Origin of the sequence: Roseomonas haemaphysalidis (assembly GCF_017355405.1) — a bacterium.
Taxonomy (GTDB): Bacteria; Pseudomonadota; Alphaproteobacteria; order Acetobacterales; family Acetobacteraceae; genus Pseudoroseomonas; species Pseudoroseomonas haemaphysalidis.
The window spans coordinates 629000-649831 of record NZ_CP061177.1; the positions used below are offsets into that span (position 1 = coordinate 629000).

Sequence of the window (20832 nt, forward strand, 5' to 3'; positions counted from 1 at the left end):
CGCTGAACCCCCAACGGCCGGAATTCAAAAGAAAGATGGGGGTCCGGGGGATTTCTTTCCCCCGGCCTTGCTTGTGCGGCCGCAGTCGCAGCGCCACCATCCGCCGCAGAGATGATCCCCTCCGGAGACTGATCCCCCATGCGTCGTCGTGACCTGGCCCGCGCGGCCCTCGCCCTGCCCTTTGCGGCCCCTGCCCTGTCCAGCACCGCGCGGGCGCAGGCGCCGGCCGCCGGGGGGCTGCTGAACATCGCCATCGGCGGCGGCATCACCTCCATCGACCCGCATTTCTTCGCGGCCTCGCCCAACCACACGGCGGCCTTCCACCTGTTCGACCGGCTGGTGAACCGCACCGCCAAGGCGGGCATCGAGCCGTGCCTTGCGGAATCCTGGACCGCGGTTTCCGACACCGTGTGGGAATTCAAGCTGCGGCCCAACGTGACGTGGCACGACGGCCAGCCCTTCACGGCGGACGACGTGGTCTTCACCTACACCCGCGCCCGCAACGTGCCGAACAGCCCGGGCGGCTTCGGCTCCTACCTCAACGCCGTGAAGACGGCCGAGGCGGTGGAGCCGCTGCTGCTGCGCATCACCACCCACAGCCCGGCGCCGGTGCTGCCGCGCCAGCTTTCCTCCGTGCACATCGTGTCCCGCCACGTGGGCGAGGGCGCGACCACGGCGGACTACAACAGCGGCAAGGCGGCCATCGGCACGGGCCCCTACAAGTTCACCCGCTACGTGCCGGGCGACCGCTTCGAGGTCGCGCGCAACGACGCGTGGTGGGGCCCGAAGCAGGACTGGGAGCGGGTGGTGATCCGCCACGTCTCCGCCCCGCCCGCGCGCGTCGCGGCGCTGCTGTCGGGCGAGGTGGCGCTGATCGACACGCCGCCGGCCAGCGACCTGCCGCGCCTGCGCTCGGCCCCCAACATCGACATGGTGCAGACCCAGGGGCTGCGCGTCATTTACCTCGGCCCCGACTTCAGCCACCCCGAGAACCCGCCCGAGGTGACGGACATCGACGGCAAGCCCTTCGGCAAGAGCCCGCTGCTGGACCGCCGCGTGCGGCAGGCCCTCAGCGTCTCGATCAACCGCTCGGCGATCGCCGAGCGCGTCATGCTCGGCATGGCCAGCCCCACCGGCCAGTGGCTCGCCCCCGGCACCTTCGGCTTTGCCCCGGACGTGAAGCCCCCCGCCTTCGACCCGGACCGCGCCAAGGCACTGCTGGCCGAGGCCGGGTTCCCGCGCGGCTTCCGCATCACCATCCGCACGCCCAACGACCGCTACCCCAACGACGCCGCCACCGCCCAGGCCGTGGCGCAGATGTGGACCCGCGTCGGCATCCAAACCAAGGTCGAGGCCATGCCCTGGAGCGCCTACGTGCCCCGTGCCGCCGGCCAGGAATACTCGATGTGCCTGTGGGGCTGGGGCAGCGGCACCGGCGAGGGCAGCAACGTCCTGAACGGCGTGATCGGCACCTATGACAAGGAAAAGGGACGCGGCGCCAGCAACGACGGCCGCTACTCCAACCCCGAGCTGGACGCGCTGACCGAGCGCGCGCTGTCGACCATCGACGACGCGGCGCGCGAGAAGCTGATCCAGCAAGGCGTGGCGATGGCGGCGGAGGACCTGCCGATCATCCCGCTGTTCATGCTGACCAACGCCTGGGCGCTGCAGAAGGGCCTGACCTACGAGGCGCGGGCGGACGAGCTGACGCTGGCGATGGGCGTGAAGCGGGTCTGAAGGGGCAGGAAGGCTGGGGGAATGAATTCCCCCCGCAAACGTATACGTTTGCGCCCCTTCTTTTTCTGTCTGTCCGCGAGCCGGAAAGGTGAGTGCGCCGAGGGTCGTTGACCCTCGGCGACTGAGGGTCCGGCACCTGCGGTGTCGTTCATAATGCTACACGCGCTGGTTGGCCGGCAGCGCCAACTGACAAAAAGAAGATGGGGGTTCGGGGGAATTCCTTCCCCCGACCTTGCTTAATGCCCCTTCGCCATATCGAACGGCGGCGCCACGCCTTTCGGGATCGGGAAGACGCTCGGCGCATCCGCCGTGCGCGCCGCGTGCTCGGCCTTCGCCGCCGCCACCGCCTCGGGCCGCGCGAACAGGTCCGCGGCCGTGCCGGCCATTACCTTGGCCACGTGCTCCAGGCCCTTGTGCGCGGCACCCGCCTTGCCCTGCGCCACGATCTGCCAGGAATGCCCGGCGGTGCCCACCGCATGCGTGGCGCCGCGCGCCTGCACCGTCGGCACCTTCCAGGACACCGAACCGACATCGGTGGAGCCGACGCCCTGGCTCAGCGGCCGGTCCAGCGGCATCAGCCGCTCGGCCAGGGCCTCGTCCTTCACGGGCGGGATGCCGCCGCGGCGATAAGCGGCGGCGATATCCTCGGCCGACAGCGTCGCCTGGATCTGCTTGGCGAAATCATGGTCCTCCGGCGCGAAGCGCGGCGGGCCGAGGCGCTGGAAGTTCGCCTCCATCAGCTCCTCCAGCGGCCGGTTGCCGACCAGTTCGGCATCGGCCGACAGCACCCGCTCCGCCACCTGCGTCTCGGTCATCAGCGCCGCACCCTGGGCGATCTTCTTGACTCGCTCCAGCAGCTCCAGCACCTCGGTCATCCGCAGCGCCCGGATCAGGTAGCGCACCCGCGCCTGCCCCTGCACCACGTTGGGCGCGATGCCGCCGGCATCCTGGATGGCGTAGTGGATGCGCGCGTGGCTCGGCATGTGCTCGCGCAGGTAGTTCACGCCGACATTCATCAGCTCCACCGCGTCCAGCGCGGAGCGGCCCAGATGCGGCGCGGCGGCGGCGTGCGAGGAGCGGCCCGTGAAGGCGAAGTCCGCCTCCAGGCAGGCCAGCGAATAGGCCTGGTTCACGCCCGAGAAATGCGACGGATGCCAGCAGATCGCGACGTCCACGTCATCGAACGCCCCGTCGCGCACCATGAAGCCCTTGGCCGAGCCGCCTTCCTCGGCGGGGCAGCCGTAGTAGCGCACGCGGCCCTTCAGCCCGTTCGCCGCCAGCCAGTCCTTCACCGCCGCCGCCGCCAGCAGCGAGGCGGAACCCAGCATGTTGTGCCCGCAGCCATGCCCGTGCCCACCCGCCTCGACGGGGCGATGCTCCGCCACGCCGGCCTCCTGGCTCAGCCCCGGCAGCGCATCGTATTCACCGAGGATCGCGATCACCGGCCCGCCCTCGCCCGCCTCGCCCATCACGGCGGTCGGGATGCCAGTGACGTTCTCCGTCACCCGGAACCCCTCCTTCTCCAGCATCGCCTTGTGCTCGGCGGCGGAACGGTGCTCCCCATAGTTCAGCTCGGGCATCGACCAGACGCGGTCGCTCAGCGCGAAGTAATCCTCGCGCCGCTGCTCGACTTCCTGCCAGATCCGCTCGGCATTGGTGCCCTGGGTCATGGGTGACGCGCTCCCTCGTTGGTTCCGGGAGTTTTAGGTCCGGCGGCGGGCGAGGGAAAAGGAAGGTCGGGGAAAGAATTCCCCGAACCCCATCTTTTTTCTGTCAGTTTGGCGTCGGGCGTTAAGGATCGGGAACAGCACTACTGGAACTGGTCCATCAGTCGCCGAGGGTCTCGGACCCTCGGCACACCCAGCCTCGCCACGGCCGGGAATCAGAAAAAAGACGGGGCGCAAACGTATACGTTTGCGGGGGGGGGTGGGGGAATTCATTCCCCCCGGTCTTGGCTTCAGTCGTCGTCGCTCCGCCGCGCCAGCACCTCGCGCTTGCCGACATGGTTGGCCGGCCCGACCACGCCTTCTTTCTCCATCTGCTCAATCAGCTTGGCCGCGCGGTTGTAGCCGATGGACAGGTGGCGCTGGATAAAGGAGGTGGAGGCCTTGCCTTCGCGGGTGACCAGGGCCACCGCCTGGTCGAACAGCCCCTTCTCGCCGTCGGACGCGGCGGCGATGCCGGACAGGCCGGAGTCGCCTTCCTCGTCCTCGGTTTCGGTGACTTCCTCGATATAGGCGGGCTCGCCCTGCTCGCGCAGGAAGTCCACCACGCGCTCCACCTCGGCGTCGGAGACGAAGGGCGCGTGCACGCGGGCCACGCGGCCACCGCCGGCCATGTGCAGCATGTCGCCCTGGCCGAGCAGCTGCTCGGCGCCCATTTCGCCCAGGATGGTGCGGCTGTCGATCTTGCTGGTCACCTGGAAGGAGATGCGGGTCGGGAAGTTGGCCTTGATGGTGCCGGTGATGACGTCCACCGACGGGCGCTGCGTCGCCATGATGACGTGGATGCCGGCGGCGCGCGCCATCTGCGCCAGCCGCTGCACCGCGCCCTCGATCTCCTTGCCGGCGACGATCATCAGATCGGCCATCTCGTCGATGACGACGACAATCATCGGCAGCGGCTCCAGCGCCAGCGGCTGGTCCTCGAAGACCGGGCGGCCGGTGTCGGGGTCGAAGCCGGTCTGCACGCGGCGGCTCAGCACCTCGCCGCGGCTTTGCGCGGCCTGCACCTTCTCGTTGTAGCCGCCGATGTTGCGGACGCCGAGCTGGCTCATCGCCTTGTAGCGGCGCTCCATCTCGCGCACCGTCCACTTCAGCGCGCCGATCGCCTTGGGCGGCTCGGTCACCACCGGCGCCAGCAGGTGCGGGATGCGGTCGTAGACCGAGAGCTCCAGCATCTTGGGGTCGATCATGATGAAGCGGCACTCGTCCGGGCTGAACCGGTAGAGCAGCGACAGGATCATGGTGTTGATGCCGACCGACTTGCCCGAGCCGGTGGTGCCGGCGATCAAGAGGTGCGGCATGCGGGCGAGGTCGGCCACCACCGGCGCGCCGCCGATGTCCTTGCCCAGCGCCAGCGGCAGCTTGCTGTTGTTGGACGCCCAGTCGCCGCTGGCCATCATCTCGGAGAAGTAGACCGTCTCCCGCTTGGCGTTGGGCAGCTCGATGCCGATGACGTTGCGGCCGGGGACGGTGGCGATGCGCACGGCCATGACGCTCATGGAACGGGCGATGTCGTCGGCCAGCCCGATCACGCGGGCGGACTTGGTGCCGGGCGCGGGTTCCAGCTCGTAGAGCGTGACCACCGGGCCGGGGCGGATCTCGACGATGCGGCCGCGCACGCCGTAATCCTCCAGCACCGATTCCAGCAGGCGGGCATTGTCCTGCAGCGCCGATTCGCTGGGGCCGTCGTTGCGGCGGGTGGGCGCCGGCACCAGCAGGTCGAGCGACGGCAGGCGGAAGCGCTCGTGCGGCGCCGGCTGCGGCAGGGCGGCGGCACGGGCCGGCTTGCGCGGCGGCTCGGCGGCCGGCGGGCGGGCGCGGATGGCGGCGGGCACCGGCGCCTCATCCTCGTCCTCGTCTTCCTCGGCCGGGCGGGGCGCCAGGCGGACGGCGGGCGCGGGGCGGCTCGGCACGTCCTCGGCCCGCGGGGCGGGGCCGGCCGGGGCGCGGTTCAGGGTGGGGGCGCGGCGGGCGGCGGGGGGCGCCTGCCCGGCGGCGGCGTCGGCGGCGCGCAGCATGGCCGAAAGCGCCGGCGACGGCACTTCCCGGTTGCGCGACAGCAGGCCGCCCACGGCGCTGCCCACCGAGCGGAACGGCGCGGCCAGGCGCTGCGCGGCGCTGGGCCCCGCGTCCTGCTCCGCTTCCGGCTCGGCGGCCCAGCTGGGCCGGGGCGGCACGGCGGGGCGGCGCAGCAGGCTGGCGGTCATGTCGGCACCGCCGCGCGCGGCGCGCCCGGCGCTGCGGCCCATGTGCAGCCAGGCCAGCAACGGCACGCCGATGGCGGCAAAGGACAGCGAGCCCGCCAGCGCGACCACGACCACTTCCGCGCCGAGCCGACCGCCCTGCCCGAGCAGCGAGCCGCCCAGGCCCAGCGCCCAGCCCGCCACCAGTTCACCCAGCGCGCCACCGGGCCCGGCCAGGGTCGGGCCGCTTTGCGCGCCGACCGGCAGCAGGTGCAGCGCGCCCGCCAGCGCCGGCAACGCCAGCAGCACCGCGACCACCCGCCCGGCGAAGGGCGCCAGCCCCTTGTGCGTCGCCAGCCGCCACGCCCAGCCGAGCGCCACGGCCGATGGCAGCATGGCCGCCCAGCCGAAGCCCTGCAGCAGCAGGTCCGACACCACCGCGCCCATCGGCCCAGCCAGGTTGGTGACGGGGCGGTTGGCCGCCGTGGACATGGAAGGGTCGGCCGGGTTGTAGGTGACCAGCGCCACCAGCAGCGCGCCGCCGGCCAGCGCCAGCGCCAGCCCCGCCAGCTCGGCGCCCCGTCGCCGCAGCGCGGACTTGACGGCGGGCGAAGCGAACTTCCGGGCCCCGGCGGCCAGGCGGCCACCGGATGAAGAGGGAACGGGACGGTCGGCAAGGGCGCGGGACATGGGCCTCGGTCGTGTGCTGCTGAGCTACGGCCTCAGGCTAGCATGACAAAGGCTTGGAACAGAACGCATAACGTGCAGAGACAAGGGGTTGTTGCAACCGCGTGCCGGACGGGCGGCAGACGCCCCGCGCCCCCCTCCCCTGCCCCGGCCGCGCCGGCACCGGATCCCGGCTCGCCTCGGCGGCCAGGGGGTGGACCGCAGCACGGCGCGGCCCTTGCCGGCCGGCGCACCATGCCGGGCCGGTTCGCTTACTCCTTGGCGGGGGCTTCCGCCGGCGGCACCGGCGGGGTGGTGGAGGGCGGGGCCGCCGGGGCCGGCGCGCTGGCCGGCGGCGTGGCCGGCACCGAGTCGCGCGGCGCGGTGGCGGGGCGCTCGGCGGGGGGCCGTTCGACGGCGGCGGGGCGTTCGGCGGCCGGGGCGGCCGGGCGGGCGCTGCCCAGGGGGGCCGGCAGCACCACGATGGTCACGCTGCGCGCTTCGCGGTTCTCGGTGCGGCGGCTGAAGCCGGGGTTGCGCGCCTCGGCCCGGATGCGGTCGCGCGCGATCCTGTGGCCCACCGCCAGCATCTCCGACACTTCCCGCGCGCGGCGGGCGGCAAGTTCCGTGGTGGTGGCCTGGCCGCCTTCGCGCGTGGCATGGCCCAGCACGCAGATGTTGCGGCTGGGGTCGGCCAGGGCCAGGGCGGCGGCGGCGGCCACGGGCGTGCGGGCGGCGGTGGGGGGCCGGGCGCTGCCGGCGGGAAAGGCCACTTCGAAGACGTCGTCCTCCAGCTGCTCGGCGCCGATGCATTTGAAGTCGCGCGGCTGCGCCTGGGCGGTGACGGCAAGGCCGGCCAGCAAGGGAAGGGCGAGAAGCAGGGCGTGGCGCATCATGAAAAGATCCGTCTTGAAGAATGACAGTTATCTCATGAAACGCCGGGGCGGGATGCGGGCAGCGTGGAAAAAGCAAGCCAGGGGAAAGAATTCCCCCACCCCCGTTCCTTTCGCCCGCTTGCGGCGCCAGGAACCTGGGGGGCTTTGGCCGGCTAGGCCGCCGCCGCCAGCACCCCGGCGCCCACCAGCCGCTGCAACAGCGTCGCCGCCTCCACCGCCGGATGCGCGGCCTGCAGTTCCAGCTCCGCCACGTCCGGGCGCGCCAGCAGCCATGCGGCGGCTTCCGCCTCGGGCGGGGTCAGCGGCAGGGTGGCGTTGGGGCCCTTGAGCTGCCATTCGGCGCCGCGCCGCACCGGCTTGGCGCCGGGGCTGAGGATGCGAAAGGCATGGCCCTCGGCGGTGGCCTCGCCGGGCGGCGCGGCGGCGGCCAGGCCGCGCGCGGCCAAAAGGTCGTTGCCGCCGCGGTTCTCGTGGTAGTCGGCCACGAACTTGGCCAGCACCTCCATCACCTTGGGGTCGCGCGTCAGCTCGGACAGCTTCTGCCCCAGTTGGGCGGCGCGGCTGGTCAGCGCGAACTTCGCGGCCGCCGAGCCGTCCTGGCGCGGCAGCGGCTGGCGGAAGGCGGGCTCGTAGATGGCGCGCTCCAGCAGCATGTTCATCAGGTCCATGCCCAGCGGCGCGTGCATGCCATAGGCGATGTGCACCGAGGTCGGCGCCTCGGCCAGCGCGTCGTGGTACCAGCCGCGCGGCAGGTAAAGCAGGTCGCCGGTCTTCACCAGCACCTTGCCGCGCAGCTTGCCGCGGGCGCGGTCGTGGTGCTCCTGCCCCAGGCCCTTGAACACGGGGTGGGCGATCGGCCATTCGGCGCGGCCTTCCCAGACGTTCCAGTACTTCTCGCCTTCCACCTGCACGGCCCAGACGTCGTGCGTGTCGAAGTGGGAATGAAACGCCTTGTGGCTTTGCCAGGAGATGTAGACGTTGGCCTGCGCCTTGCCGAGGCCGGCGGCTTCCAGCGCGTCGGACACGCCGGCCAGCCCGGGGGACAGGCTGTCCACGTCGTTCATCACGACAGAAGCGCCACGGCCGATCCATTGCGCCACCATGGCGGCGTTGGGCTGCATCACCGGCGCGCCGTCGCGGCTGGTGGCGCGGGTGCAGTACTGCTCGGGCGGCACGGCCACCCCTTCCCGCACCAGCTTCAGCGACTGGCTGGACCAGACGTGCGTCATGTCCAGCAGGCGGTTGATGCCGCGCCATGACAGCACCTGCGCGAACTTTCCCGGGCTGCCGGGAATGTGCAGCGGCTGCTTGTCGTAATACTCGGCGAAGAACTGCTCCGGCGTGATCGGCGCCAGGAGCTCGGCCAGCGTCATGCTCATGCCCGCCAGCTTGGACCGGACGGCGCGGTTTGAGAATGCGGCAAATCGGCTTCCGGGCTCGGAACCGGCGGCCCCGGGCCTTTCACCGCCACGGCCGGCGGCGGGAAACAGGCCGGAAACGCCGGGGGCCGGGGAAGGCCCCCCCCCCGGCCTGCAGCCCGCCTTGGCCAAGAATTCGCCGCGCAAAGCGCAGAGTTCTTGTGGCCATGGGTTGATTGCGGCGTCTCGCCTCGCGATCCTTGGGGCAAGGTTCAGAACCGCCAGGGGTCACGCAAAATGCCAGATGGTTTGACGGGAGACAGCGGCGGCGCCCGCGCGGAATTGCTGCGCATGGCGGCCGAGGCCCTGCGGCGGCAGGCGCCCGCCCTGCCGGCCGATGCGGAAGTGTTGCTGCACCGGCTGGCCGCCGCCCTGCCCACGGCCGAACTGGCCGCCGAGCCGCCGGACCGCCTGGCCGCCGCCGCCGCCAGCCTCTACGCCCATGCCGCCGAGCGCCGGCCGGGCGAGGCCAAGGTGCGCCTGCTGCCGCCCGGCCCGGGCCGCGGCAGCGCCGCGCTGGCCGAGATCGTCACCGACGACATGCCCTTTCTGGTGGAAAGCGTGCTGGCGGCGCTGACGCTGTCCGGCCGCACCGTGCGCCGCCTTCTGCACCCGGTGCTGCCGGCCCGGCGCGACGCCGCCGGCCGCCTGCTGGCGCTGGGCGCGGGCGAGGGCGCGCGGCCCGAAAGCCTGATGCACGTGGAGATCGCCCCGAGCCCGGTGCGGCTGACCGGCGACCACCACCCGCCGGCCGAGAACTGGGACGACGTGGCCGCCGCCCTGCGCCAGGCGATGGCCGAGGTGCGGCTGGCGGTGGCCGACTTCCCCGCCATGCGCGACCGGCTGGAAGCCGCCGCCGTGGAGATCGCGGGCGCGCCGGAAGCCGCCGCCGGCCAGGACTTCCTGCGCTGGATGGCGGACCAGAACTTCATCTGCCTGGGCCACCGCCTGTTGCGCCTGGAACCTTCCGTCAGCATGGAGGACGGCCTCGGCCTGCTGCGGGACGAAAGCCTGCCGGTGTTCGACACGCTGCGCGACCTGTCCGCCATCCCCCCCGCCGTGCTGGCGCAGCTGCAGGACGGCGTGGCGCTGACGGTGGCCAAGGCCAACATGCGCGCCCGCGTGCACCGGCCGCAGCACGCCGACGTGGTGGCGACCCGCGTGTTCGGCGCCGACGGGCGGGTGGTGGCGATCCGCCTGCATCTCGGCCTGTTCGCCGCCGGTGCCTACAACCGCAACCCGCGCTCCATCCCCTGGCTGTCGGCCAAGGTGGAGCGCATCCTGGCCACCGCCGGCATGGCGCCGGACAGCCACGACGGCCGCGCGCTCCGCAACATCCTGGACACCTGGCCGCGGGACGAGCTGTTCCAGGCCGACGAGGCGGCGGTGCTGGAAGGCGCGCGCCGGGCGCTGGACCTGTCCATCCGCCCGCGCGCGGCCCTGGTGCTGCGGCGCGACCCGTTCGAGCGCTTCGTGTCCGCCATCGCCTGGCTGCCGCGCGACACCTTCGACACCAAGCTGCGCGAGCAGGTGGGCGGCATCCTGGCCCGCGCCTTCCGCGCGCGGCTGTCGGCCTTCCACATCGCGCTGGGCGACGGGCCGCTGGCGCGCATCCACTACATCCTGGGCACCACCCCCGGCCAGGTGCCGGCGGTGGAGGACGCGGCGCTGGAAGCCGCCGTCGCCCAGGCCGCGCGCTCCTTCACCGACCGGCTGTCCGAGGCGCTGTCCGCCGAGCAGGGCGAGGCGCGCGCCGCCGACACGCTGGGCCGCTGGGCGGACGCCTTCTCGGGCTACTACGCCACCAACACCGCCACCACCACCGTGGTGGCCGACATCCAGATGGCCGAGGCGGCGCTGGCCGGCGGCCACCCCGTGTCGCGCATCGAGCGCGCGCCCGGCGCGGGGCCGCGCAGCCTGTCGCTGCGCCTCGCCAACCCCGGCGGCCCGCTGCCGCTGGCCGACGTGCTGCCCTTGTTCGAAAGCCTGGACCTGCGGGCGATCGAGGAAACCGCGCACCGCGCGGCGCTGCCCGACGGCTCGCGCGCCGTGCTGCACGTCTTCGCGCTGGAAGCCGGCACGGACATCGCCGAAAGCCGCTTCCACGCGCTGCTGGAAGCGCTGTCCGCCCTGCTGGACGGGCGCGACGAGACGGACGGCTTCAACCGGCTGGTGGCGCGCGCCGGCGTGACCTGGCGCGAGGCCTGGCTGCTGCGCGCGCTGTTCCGCTGGATGAAGCAGGTGGGCTTCGCCTTCGCGCAGGGCTCGGTCGAGGCGGCGCTGAGCAACGAGCCCCGCGCCGCGCGGCTGCTGATCGACCTGTTCCAGGCGCGCTTCGACCCCGCCGCCGCGCGCGACCCCGTGCGCGAGGCGGCGATCGAGCAGCAATGGACCGCGCTGATGGAGCAGGTGGAGGACCCGGACGCCGAGCGCATCCTGGCCCGGCTGCGGGTGGTGCTGGACGCCGTGCTGCGCACCAACTTCCACCAGGAAAAATCCTATCTGTCCTTCAAGATCGACAGCGCGGCGGCGGGCGAGATGCCCCTGCCCCGCCCGTGGCGCGAGATCTTCGTGCACGCGCCGCACATGGAGGGCTGCCACCTGCGGGCCGGGGCCGTGGCGCGCGGCGGCATCCGCTGGTCCGACCGCCGCGAGGACTTCCGCACCGAGATCCTGGGCCTGATGAAGGCGCAGCGGCTGAAGAACGTCGTCATCGTGCCGACCGGCGCCAAGGGCGGCTTCGTGCTCAAGGGCGCCGTGCCGCCGGCCACCGACCGGGAAGTCTTCATGGCCACCGGCATCGCCGCCTACAGGACGCTGATCCGCGGCATGCTGGACATCACGGACAACCTGCACGGCACGGAGGTGATCCCGCCGGAAGGCGTGGTGCGGCGCGACGGCGACGACCCCTACATCGTGGCCGCCGCCGACAAGGGCACTGCCACCTTCAGCGACATCGCCAACGGCCTCGCCCAGGAATACGGCTTCTGGCTGGACGACGCCTTCGCTTCCGGCGGCAGCCAGGGCTACGACCACAAGGCGATGGGCATCACCGCCAAGGGCGCCTGGGTGATGATCGCCCGCCACTTTTCCGAATTGGGCCACGACATCCAGGCCGAGCCCTTCACGGTGGCCGGCGTCGGCGACATGTCGGGCGACGTCTTCGGCAACGGGTTGCTGGTGTCGAAGCAGACCCGGCTGATCGCGGCCTTCGACCACCGCCACATCTTCATCGACCCCGATCCGGACCCGGCGTCGAGCTACGCGGAACGCGCCCGCGTCTTCGCGCTGCCCCGCTCCTCCTGGGCCGATTACGACGTCAGGCTGGTCAGCGAGGGCGGCGGCGTCTACCCGCGCAACGCCCGCTTCATCCCGCTGTCCCAGCGCGCCCGCGCGCTGCTGGGCATCGAGCAGGAAAAGCCCGACCCCGCCACGGTCTTGCGCGCCATCCTGCGCGCGCAGGTGGACCTGCTCTACTTCGGCGGCATCGGCACCTACATCAAAGCCAGCACCGAAACCCAAGCCGAGGCGGGCGACCGCGCCAACGACGGCATCCGCGTGGACGGCAGCGAGCTGCGCGCCCGCGTGCTGGGCGAGGGCGCCAACCTCGCTATCACCCAGGCCGGGCGGATCGAGGCGGCGCGCCACGGCGTGCACCTCAACACCGACGCGCTGGACAACTCCGCCGGCGTGTCGACCTCCGACCACGAGGTGAACATCAAGATCCTGCTGGCCGACGTGCAGGCCGCCGGCCACATCACCACCCAGCAGCGCGACATCCTGCTGAGCCAGATGACCGACGAGGTCGCGGCCCTGGTGCTGCGCGACAACACGGAGCAGTCCCTGGCCGTCAGCCTGGAGGAGGCGGCGGGCGCCGAGGCCCTGCCCGCCCACGCCACACTGATGACGCGGCTGGAACAGGCGGGGCTGCTGGACCGCGCCGTGGCCGGACTGCCGGATGCCGCTGGCATGGCCGACCGCGTCGCCGCCCGCGAGGCGCTGACCCGGCCCGAACTGGCCGCCCTGCTGCCCTTCACCAAGCTGTGGCTGACGGAAGCGATCGAGAACAGCGCCCTGCCGGACGACCCCGCCCTGCAGCCGCTGTTGCAGGACTACTTCCCGCACGCCCTGCAGCAGCAGTTCCCCGAGGCCATCGCCCGCCACCGCCTGCGGCGGGAGCTCTTGGCCACCATCCTGGCCAACACCGTGGTCAACCGCCTGGGCCCGGCGGCGCTGTCCCGCCTCGCCGCCGGCACGGAGCCGGCCGCCGCCGCCCGCGCCGCCATCCTGGCGGACCGGCTGCTGGGGCTGGACGCCGCCGCCATGGCCGCCGACGCCGCGCCGGCCCCCGCCGCCGCCCGGCGCGACGCGGCCCTGGCGCTGCGCCAGCTGCACGCCGCCGTGTCGCGCGAGCTGCTGGCCAGCCCCGATGGCACGCTGGAAGACACGCTCGCCACCCTGCGCCCGGGCATCGACGCCCTGACCCGGGCCGAAACTGAGGCCGACAGCCCCGCCGCCGACGCGCTGCGCGAGGCCGGGCTGCCGGAACAGGTGGCGCGGCTGGTGGCCGCGGCACCCGCCCTGGCCTCGGCCCCCGCCATCGTGCGGCTGGCGGCCGAGGCCAAGCTGGACCCGGCCGAGGCCGGCCGCGCCTGGCAGGCGGTGGGCGAGACCTTCCACCTGCCCGCCCTGCGGCTCGCCGCCTTGCAGTCCGACGCGGTGGGGCCCTTCGGCACCCGCGCCAAGGCGGTATTGCTGGACGACCTGGCCAGCCTGCAGGCACGCCTCGCCGCCGCCTCGCTGCGCGGGGTGGACATGTCGGGCGCCGAGCCCGCCATCCGCACGGCGCAGGAAGCGGCGCTGCGGCCGGATCTGGCCGGGGTGACGGTGGCGGTGCGCGAGTTGGGCAAGGTGGTGCCGGGGTGACGGACGGGGGCCAAAGGAGGCTCCGCCTCCTCTGGACTCCTCCGCCGGGGTGGCTGAGCCACCCCGGACCCCGGCTTCGGAAAGCCATGCGGTCCTACAGGCCGCGGTGGCCACCCGTGGGCAGCGGCGGAATTTGATTTAAACAAAAAGCCAGCGGCCCCGTCCCCTCAGTCGCCAGGGGTCATCGACCCCTGGCGCGACAAGCCCGAACAGATGTCGGGGTCCGGAGTGGTTCAATCACCCCGGCGGGGTCCAGGGGCGGCGCCCCTGGCCTGTCCCCGCCACCCAAGGCACACTCCCCGCCGCAAGCGGGGGAGCCACCGGATGATGTCGCGCAAGGCCTGGGCCTGGGCGTTCTACGACTGGGCCAACAGCGCCTTTCCGACCGTCGTATCTACCTTCGTCATCGCCGCCTATTTCGCGCAGGGGGTGGCCGCCACGCCGGCCGAGGGCCAGGCGATGTGGGGCTGGATGCAGACCCTGGCGGGCATCGCCATCGCCCTGCTGTCGCCCGTGCTGGGGGCGGTGGCGGATGCCGGCGGACGGCGGCGGCTGATGCTGCTGCTGTGCACGGTCTTCACCGCCGTCTTCACCGGGTTGATCTGGTTCGCGCATCCGCGACCGGAGGACGCGCTCTGGGCGCTGACCTGCGTCGGGCTGGCGACGGTGGGGTTCGAGCTCGGCACGGTGTTCTACAATTCCATGCTGCCGCAGGTGGCCACGCCGGACCGGCTGGGGCGGGTGTCCGGGCTGGCCTGGGGGCTGGGCTATGCCGGGGGTCTGGCCTGCCTGGGGCTGTGCCTGGTGCTGCTGGTGCAGCCCGACCCGGCGCTGTTCGGGCTGGACCGGGGGGAGGCCGAGCACCTGCGCGCCACCGCGGTGCTGTGCGCCGTCTGGACGCTGGTCTTCGGCTGGCCGGTGCTGGTGGCGCTGCCGGACCCGGACTTCACCGGGGCCGGCGCGCGCCCGGGCTGGGTGCGGGCGGCGCGGCAGGGGCTGGCCGAGATCGGCGCCGTGCTGCGTGGCCTGCCACAGCGCCCGGCCATGGCGCGCTTTCTGATCGCGCGGCTGTTCTACACGGACGGGCTGAACACGCTGTTCGCCTTTGGCGCCATCTACGCCGCCGGGGTCTTCGGCATGCCGTTCGAGGAGATTCTGCTGTTCGGCATCGCGCTCAATGTCACCGCCGGGCTGGGCGCCGCCGGCTTCGGGCTGATCGAGGACCGGCTGGGCGCCAAGCAGACCATCCTGGTGGCGCTGGCGGCCATCATCGTCATCGGGCTCGGGCTGGTGCTGGTGCAGGACAAGGGCCTGTTCTGGGGGCTGGCGGTGGTGCTGGGGCTGTTCATGGGGCCGGCGCAGTCGGCGTCGCGCAGCCTCATGGCGGCGCTGGCGCCGCCGGCCGAGGTGTCGGCGCATTTCGGGTTGTTCGCCTTGTCCGGGCGCATCACGGGCTTTCTGGGGCCGGCGGCGCTGGCCGCCGTGACAGCCGCCACGGGCAACCAGCGGGCCGGCATGGCCACCGTGCTGGTGTTCCTGGCGGTGGGGGCCGCGATCCTGGCCACGGTGCGGCCGCAGCGCGTGGATGCGATGTAATTGCCGCTTGCCGCAACGATGGCGCGCCCTGGCGTTGTGCTGGCGGCGCCAGCGTGGCCGGCCCGGGCCGGCGGGTGCCGCCGTTTTCACCGCCACGAGGCCGCCGCCATGACGCCAGCCTATTTTTTGCCGCCCCTGCTGCTGATCGGCTCCAACATTGTCATGACCTTCGCGTGGTACGGCCACCTGAAGCGACCTGGCTGGGCGATGACAACCGCCATCCTGATCAGCTGGGGCATGGCGCTGTTCGAATACTGCCTGGCCGTGCCGGCCAACCGCATCGGCTATGAAAGCGGCACCTATACCGGCCAGCAGCTCAAGGTGATGCAGGAAGTCATCACCCTGGCGGTCTTCGCCGGCTTTTCCGTGCTGGTGCTGGGCGAGCCGCTGCGCTGGACCTACGGGGCCGCCATGGTCTGCCTGCTGGCGGCGGTGGGCTTCATCTTCCTGCCGACCAAGTAGAACGGCGTCTGGGGGAGCCGCCTTCCCCCGGACATCCGCCCTGCCTCAGCCCGCCATGGCCGGCACCAGCAGCCCGACATTGTGCCGGAACATCGCCTCGTAGTCCGGCGCCGGGCCATCGGGCGGCGACAGCGCGTCGGCGTACAGGCGGCCCTGCACCGTGACGCCCGCCTCGGCCGCCAAGCGCTGCAGCGTCGCGGGGTTGGCCATGTTTTCCAGAAACAGCGCGGAAATGTTCTGCTGCTTCAACAGGCGCACCAGGCGCCCGACCTGCGCCGCCGAGGGCTCGCTTTCCGTGCTGATGCCCTGCGGCGCCAGGAACTCCACGCCATAGGCGGCGGCGAAGTAGCCGAAGGCATCGTGGCTGGTCACCACCTTGCGGCGCGCTTCCGGCACGGTGGCGATGCGCTCGCGCACCCAGGCGTCCAGCGCCGCCAGCCGGGCGTCATAGGCGCTGGCGCGGTCGCGGTAATGCCCGGCCCCCGCCGGGTCGGCCGCCGCCAGGGCCGCGGCGACGGTGCGGGCATAGCTGCGGCCGTTCGCCAGGTCCTGCCAAGCATGCGGGTCCTGGCCGTGCGCGTGGCCGTGGCCGTGGCCGTGGCCGTCATCGGCCATGGCGCGCGGCCTGATGCCGGTGCTGGCCACGGCCACCGGCCCCTTGCGCCCGGCGGAGCGCAGCATGCGGTCCAGCCACGGCTCGAAGCCCAGCCCGTTGCGCACCACCAGCGCCGCGTCCCGCACCGCCGCCGCGTCGGCCGGGCGGGGCTGAAAGGTGTGGGCATCGACATCGGGGCCGGCCAGCACGCGCACCGCCACCCGGCTGCCGCCCAGTTGCCGCACCATGTCGCCCAGGATGGAGAAGGAGGCGACGACCGGCAACGGCACCGCCTGCGCCAGCGCGGGGCGGGCCAGTGCCGGCAGCGCCAGGGCGGCGGCGAGCAGGTTGCGACGATACATGGTAAAGACCCATAACGTTATATCATAACATTAAGCGGATCGCCTGGTATCGCGCAAGCACCGCCCTTGCCCCGTGCCCGGCCTTTTGGCATGCCGCCGCCCCACCACGCGACAAGGCGGCCTGTCATGCGACTCGTCATCATCGGCTTGTCCGGCGCGGGCAAGAGCACCTTCGCCCGCCGCCTCGCCACGGCGCGCGGCATCCCGCATGTGGAGTTGGATGCGCTGTTCTGGGAAGCCGGCTGGCAGCCCGCCCGGCCCGAGGTCTTCGCCGCGCGGGTGTGCGATGCCACCGCCGGCCCCGACTGGGTGGTGGACGGCAACTACAGCGCCATGCGCCCGCATGTCTGGCACCGCGCGACGCATCTGCTGTGGCTGGACTACGCCCGTGCCCCGATCATGCTGCGCGTGATCCGCCGCTCCGCGCTGCGGGCTGTCCTCGGCACTCCGCTATGGAATGGCAACCGCGAGTCCTGGCGCCGCTGGCTGGACCGCGACCACCCCATCCGCTGGGCCTGGCGGCAATGGCGCCCCCGCCGGCGGTCGCTGGAAGCGGTGCTGGCCGAAGACACCTACCGCCACCTCGACCTGCGGCGCCTGCGCCACCCGCGCGAAGCGGAGGCCGCCTTCCGGGCCCTGGCGGCACAGGCCTAGAGCGCCAGCTCCACCAGCACCGGCACATGGTCGCTGCTTTGCGTCCAGCCGCGCGCCGGCTTCAGGATCTGGTGGCGCCGCAGGTTGGGCACGAGGTCGCCGCTGACCCAGACATGGTCCAGCCGCCGGCCGCGATCCGCCGCCTCCCAGTCGCGGGCGCGGTAGGACCACCAGGTGTAGACCTTTTCCGGCGGTGGCACGAAGTGGCGGATGGCATCGTGCCACGCGCCGGCGCGCTGCCATTCCAGCAGCGCCTCCACCTCCACCGGGGTGTGGGACACCACCTTCACCAGCTGCTTGTGGCTCCAGACATCGTCGTCCAGCGGGGCGATGTTCAGATCGCCCAACATCATGGCCCGGCGCGCGGGCCCGCGTGCCCGGTTCCAGGCGGTGGCCTCGGCGATGAAGTCCAGCTTGTGGGCGAATTTCGGGTTCAGCGCGCGATCCGCGATGTCGCCGCCGGCTGGCACGTAGAAGTCGTGCAGCTCCAGCCCGCCCGGCACGTCGAGATCCACGCCGAGATGCCGGCAATCGCCCTTGCCGCACCAGTCCGGGTCGTCATGCCGCACCCGGAAGGGCACGCGGGACAGGATGGCGACGCCGTTGTAGCCCTTCATGCCGCGCACCGCCCGGTACGGGAAGCCCAGCGCGTCCGTTCCCTCATGCGGGAAGAACTCGTCCGGGCACTTGGTTTCCTGCAGGCAGATGACGTCGGGCGCCAAGTCGCGCACCAGATCGGCCAGCAGGGAGATCCGCAGGCGGACGGAGTTGATGTTCCAGGTGACGATGCGGAGGGAGGTCATGATGGCGGCGTGCTTAGGCCATCCCGGCGGCCGTGGCCAAGGGGGCTCCGCCCCCCTGGAACCCCCGCTGGGGGGACAGTGTCTCCCCAAACCCCGCCATCAGAAAGCATGGGATCTGCGGGCCCTTGGTCAGCCCCTGTGGAGAACGAGAGTTTTTTAAAAAAGCAGCCGGCGATGGCCCCTCAGTCGCCAGGGGTCCTCGACCCCTGGCGCTCAGGTCCCGCAATGGCCGGGAATGCCGGGGTCCGGGGTGGCTCAGCCACCCCGGCGGGGGTCCAGGGGGCAGCGCCCCCTGGCCTGCGCTCTACGCCGGCACGCCCTTGGACGTGCTGTACTCGAAGTGCAGCGCCTCGCCCGGGAAGATGCGCGGGTGGATGGCGTGGGCGGCCATGGCGGCTTCCGAGAAGCCCTGCAGGATCAGCTTCAGCTTGCCCGGATAGGTGGCGATGTCGCCGATGGCGTAGATGCCGGGCCGGCTGGTGGCCAGCGTCGCCGGGTCCACCGTGATGTGGCTGCGGTCCAGGCCGAGGCCCCAGTCGGCGATGGGGCCGAGCTCCATGGACAGCCCGAAGAAGGCCAGCAGGTGGTCGGCCGGCACGCGGCGCTCCTCGCCCTTCAGCGTCGCCAGCACCACGTGGTCGAGCTGGCCGTCCGTGCCTTCCAGCGCGTGCAGCTGGTACGGGATGGCGAGGTCGATCTCGCCGCGCTCGGCGGCGGCCTCCATCTGCGCGGCGGTTTCGGGCGCCGCGCGGAACTTCGGGCGGCGGTGCACCACCGTCACGCGCGCCGCGACGTCCTTGAGCGACAGCGCCCAGTCCACCGCCGAATCACCGCCGCCCGCGATCACCACGCGCTTGCCGCGCAGTTCCTCGCGGCGGGACACCATGTAGCGCACGGCGCCGGTGGCCTCGAAGGCCTCCAGCCCGGCCAGGGGCGGGCGGTTGGGGCCGAAGGCGCCGGCACCGGCGGCGATGATGACCGCCTTGGCACGCACCTGCTCGCCTTGGCTGGTGGTCAGCGTGAAGCCGCCTTCCCCGTCCTCGGCCAGCGCGTCCACGCGGCGGCCCATCAGGTAGACGGGGGCGAAGGGCTGCGCCTGCTCCTCCAGCCGCGCGATCAGCTCGGCGCCGGCGATGGCGGGGTGGGCGGGGATGTCGAAGATCGGCTTCTCGGGGTACAGCGCGGCGCATTGGCCACCGATCGCCTCCAGCGTGTCGATCACCACGCATTTCATCCGCAGCATGCCGCATTCGAACACCGCGAAGAGCCCGGTGGGCCCGGCGCCGATCACGGCGACATCGGCGGTGATCTGCACGCCATGCGGCGCGGGAAACGGGTGGTGGGCTTCGGCCATCGGCTGCGGTCTCCGCGTTTCGGGGCCGCGTGCATAGGGCATATCGCGGCGCGCCGGAACCTGGGGGGTAAGCCCTGCAGATGAGCGCTGCCGGCGGATCGGCAAGCGGGCCGGGGCCCGGGGCCGGCGGCACATGGAAAAGGCCGCCAGGATTGCTCCTGGCGGCCCGGTCCGGCCTGTGGGGGAACAGGCTGCGCTTAGCGGGTTTCGCCCACGGCGCGGCCGATGGCGGTGCCGGGCGGGTTGCCGGGCATGCCGTCGCTCTGCATCGGGTAGGCGCCCGAGGTGTTGGTGCCGGCGGCGCGGTCGGCGGCGCGGGTCGCGGCGGTGCCGCGCGGGTTGGCGCGGGTGCCATCGCGCTGCGCCGGGTAGGCGCCGGAGGTGTTGGTGCCGGCGGCGCGGTCCAGGGCGCGCGTCGCCTCGGTGCCCGGCGGGTTGCCCGGGGTGCCGTTGGCCTGGGTCGGATAGGCGCCGGACACGTCGGTGCCCGCGGCGCGGTCGATCGCACGGGTGGTGCTGTTGTTCTCAACCGTCTGCGGGCCGCTGCAGGCCGCCAGGCCCAGCATCAGGGCGGAAACGGCGAGGGCGGACAGAATTTCGCGCTGGCGCAGCATTGGGGAACTCCCGGTTGGATACAGCCCCGCTCTAGTGACAGGGCATGTGGGCGACAACGCGGTTTGCAAGGGCGGGTTCCATGTCATTCCTCGGAAAAAAGCGCGGCTCCCGCTCGGCAACCGCGCCGAAGGACGATGCGTTGCAGCGCCGGAACAGCTCTGCCGGCGGCTTCATCAGCTGACGACGGCCGCGCCGGCCCAAGCCTGACAACCGAATTCCGAGGAGACAGACGTTGACCACGTTCAACCGCCGCACCCTGCTGGGCGCCACCATCGGCGCCGCCACCGGCCTGCTCGCCGCGCCCGCCATCCTGCGCGCCCAGGTCGCCTCCATGGGCGACATCACCACCGTGCTGGCCAGCGTGCCGCAGTTCTCCCGCTTTCTGGAGCTGGCGCAGCGCGGCGGTCAGCTGGACCGCATGCGCGGCACGCAGGACCTGACGGTCTTTGTGCCGTCCAACGCCGCGATCGACCGCCTTCCCGGCCTGATGATGAACCTGCTGGGCGGCACCACCGGCAGCCAGCAGGGCTCGGTGGACGAGTTCCGCACCACGGCGCTGCTGACGCACCACATGCTGGCCGGCGTCGTCACCACCCAGTCCTTCAACGGCCAGCAGCGCGAGGTCGCCAGCCTGAACGGCGGGCTGGTGATGCTGGACGGCACGGCGGTGCCGCCGACGGTGGCCATCGTGAAGCCCTCGGGCGGCGCGGGCAGCAACTTCGGCACCGGCGCCGGCGGCCAGAACCTGCAGCCGGCCGCGAAGATCATCATGCCCGACCTGATGGCCAGCAACGGCGTGGTGCACGGCATCGACAACATGCTGCTGCCGTAAGCAGCCTTG

General features: G+C 72.4%; 14 protein-coding genes. 6 read left to right on the forward strand and 8 right to left on the reverse strand.

What is annotated here, in order from left to right:
- Positions 1-138: 138 nt before the first annotated feature.
- Entirely contained in the window at positions 139-1737 is a 1599-nt protein-coding gene (locus IAI59_RS02845; RefSeq protein WP_207418028.1) for an ABC transporter substrate-binding protein, read from the forward strand.
- A 236-nt stretch (positions 1738-1973) separates the two neighbouring features.
- Here the strand turns inward: IAI59_RS02845 and IAI59_RS02850 are convergent, their stop codons facing one another.
- The 4 genes from IAI59_RS02850 to IAI59_RS02865 all read right to left on the reverse strand — a co-directional run bounded on the left by IAI59_RS02850 (position 1974) and on the right by IAI59_RS02865 (position 8585).
- The gene (locus tag IAI59_RS02850; protein ID WP_207418031.1) at positions 1974-3407 is read right to left on the reverse strand and encodes an amidohydrolase; all 1434 of its coding nucleotides are present in this window, start codon (positions 3405-3407) and stop codon (positions 1974-1976) included.
- A 287-nt stretch (positions 3408-3694) separates the two neighbouring features.
- Positions 3695-6334 carry an FtsK/SpoIIIE family DNA translocase gene (locus IAI59_RS02855; protein ID WP_207418033.1) on the reverse strand — a complete coding sequence of 880 codons (2640 nt, stop codon included), beginning with the start codon at positions 6332-6334 and terminating at the stop codon, positions 3695-3697.
- 248 nt (positions 6335-6582) lie between these two features.
- A complete protein-coding gene (locus IAI59_RS02860; RefSeq protein WP_207418035.1) occupies positions 6583-7206 on the reverse strand; it encodes an OmpA family protein in 624 nt (207 codons plus the stop codon).
- Positions 7207-7358: 152 nt separating this feature from the next.
- Entirely contained in the window at positions 7359-8585 is a 1227-nt protein-coding gene (locus IAI59_RS02865) for a cupin domain-containing protein (protein ID WP_207418036.1), read from the reverse strand.
- Between the two features lie 276 nt (positions 8586-8861).
- On the opposite strand from IAI59_RS02865, the gene IAI59_RS02870 reads away from it, so the two are divergent.
- The 3 genes from IAI59_RS02870 (at position 8862) to IAI59_RS02880 (ending at position 15608) form a co-directional block, all read left to right on the forward strand.
- Positions 8862-13550, forward strand: coding sequence for an NAD-glutamate dehydrogenase (locus IAI59_RS02870; protein ID WP_207418037.1), 4689 nt, complete (start codon positions 8862-8864; stop codon positions 13548-13550).
- Between the two features lie 324 nt (positions 13551-13874).
- Complete coding sequence (locus tag IAI59_RS02875; RefSeq protein WP_336512475.1) at positions 13875-15146, forward strand: MFS transporter; 1272 nt, start codon at positions 13875-13877, stop codon at positions 15144-15146.
- A 108-nt stretch (positions 15147-15254) separates the two neighbouring features.
- A complete protein-coding gene (locus IAI59_RS02880; RefSeq protein WP_207418038.1) occupies positions 15255-15608 on the forward strand; it encodes a DMT family protein in 354 nt (117 codons plus the stop codon).
- 45 nt (positions 15609-15653) lie between these two features.
- Here IAI59_RS02880 and IAI59_RS02885 read toward each other — a convergent pair whose 3' ends face one another.
- Positions 15654-16565 carry a metal ABC transporter solute-binding protein, Zn/Mn family gene (locus IAI59_RS02885; RefSeq protein WP_207418039.1) on the reverse strand — a complete coding sequence of 304 codons (912 nt, stop codon included), beginning with the start codon at positions 16563-16565 and terminating at the stop codon, positions 15654-15656.
- 126 nt (positions 16566-16691) lie between these two features.
- Here IAI59_RS02885 and IAI59_RS02890 point away from each other — a divergent pair, with 126 nt between their 5' ends.
- Positions 16692-17219, forward strand: a complete 528-nt coding sequence (locus IAI59_RS02890) for an AAA family ATPase (RefSeq protein WP_207418040.1) — start codon at positions 16692-16694, stop codon at positions 17217-17219.
- On the opposite strand, the gene IAI59_RS02895 is transcribed toward IAI59_RS02890, so the two are convergent.
- The 3 genes from IAI59_RS02895 to IAI59_RS02905 all read right to left on the reverse strand — a co-directional run bounded on the left by IAI59_RS02895 (position 17216) and on the right by IAI59_RS02905 (position 19990).
- Positions 17216-18022 carry an exodeoxyribonuclease III gene (locus tag IAI59_RS02895; protein ID WP_207418042.1) on the reverse strand — a complete coding sequence of 269 codons (807 nt, stop codon included), beginning with the start codon at positions 18020-18022 and terminating at the stop codon, positions 17216-17218. The two genes, IAI59_RS02890 and IAI59_RS02895, sit on opposite strands and share 4 nt — an antisense overlap.
- 304 nt (positions 18023-18326) lie before the next feature.
- Positions 18327-19376, reverse strand: a complete 1050-nt coding sequence (locus tag IAI59_RS02900) for an NAD(P)/FAD-dependent oxidoreductase (protein WP_207418044.1) — start codon at positions 19374-19376, stop codon at positions 18327-18329.
- Between the two features lie 197 nt (positions 19377-19573).
- Positions 19574-19990, reverse strand: a complete 417-nt coding sequence (locus IAI59_RS02905) for a hypothetical protein (RefSeq protein ID WP_207418047.1) — start codon at positions 19988-19990, stop codon at positions 19574-19576.
- Positions 19991-20223: 233 nt separating this feature from the next.
- Here IAI59_RS02905 and IAI59_RS02910 point away from each other — a divergent pair, with 233 nt between their 5' ends.
- Complete coding sequence (locus IAI59_RS02910; RefSeq protein WP_207418050.1) at positions 20224-20823, forward strand: fasciclin domain-containing protein; 600 nt, start codon at positions 20224-20226, stop codon at positions 20821-20823.
- The last annotated feature ends 9 nt before the right edge of the window (positions 20824-20832 follow it).

Bases quoted from the DNA above. Each gene is read 5' to 3' on its own strand.
- IAI59_RS02845 (WP_207418028.1), top strand. From the start codon at position 139: ATGCGTCGTCGTGACCTGGCCCGCGCGGCCCTCGCCCTGCCCTTTGCG.
- IAI59_RS02850 (WP_207418031.1), bottom strand. From the start codon at position 3,407: ATGACCCAGGGCACCAATGCCGAGCGGATCTGGCAGGAAGTCGAGCAG.
- IAI59_RS02855 (WP_207418033.1), bottom strand. From the start codon at position 6,334: ATGTCCCGCGCCCTTGCCGACCGTCCCGTTCCCTCTTCATCCGGTGGC.
- IAI59_RS02860 (WP_207418035.1), bottom strand. From the start codon at position 7,206: ATGATGCGCCACGCCCTGCTTCTCGCCCTTCCCTTGCTGGCCGGCCTT.
- IAI59_RS02865 (WP_207418036.1), bottom strand. From the start codon at position 8,585: ATGAGCATGACGCTGGCCGAGCTCCTGGCGCCGATCACGCCGGAGCAG.
- IAI59_RS02870 (WP_207418037.1), top strand. From the start codon at position 8,862: ATGCCAGATGGTTTGACGGGAGACAGCGGCGGCGCCCGCGCGGAATTG.
- IAI59_RS02875 (WP_336512475.1), top strand. From the start codon at position 13,875: ATGATGTCGCGCAAGGCCTGGGCCTGGGCGTTCTACGACTGGGCCAAC.
- IAI59_RS02880 (WP_207418038.1), top strand. From the start codon at position 15,255: ATGACGCCAGCCTATTTTTTGCCGCCCCTGCTGCTGATCGGCTCCAAC.
- IAI59_RS02885 (WP_207418039.1), bottom strand. From the start codon at position 16,565: ATGTATCGTCGCAACCTGCTCGCCGCCGCCCTGGCGCTGCCGGCACTG.
- IAI59_RS02890 (WP_207418040.1), top strand. From the start codon at position 16,692: ATGCGACTCGTCATCATCGGCTTGTCCGGCGCGGGCAAGAGCACCTTC.
- IAI59_RS02895 (WP_207418042.1), bottom strand. From the start codon at position 18,022: ATGACCTCCCTCCGCATCGTCACCTGGAACATCAACTCCGTCCGCCTG.
- IAI59_RS02900 (WP_207418044.1), bottom strand. From the start codon at position 19,376: ATGGCCGAAGCCCACCACCCGTTTCCCGCGCCGCATGGCGTGCAGATC.
- IAI59_RS02905 (WP_207418047.1), bottom strand. From the start codon at position 19,990: ATGCTGCGCCAGCGCGAAATTCTGTCCGCCCTCGCCGTTTCCGCCCTG.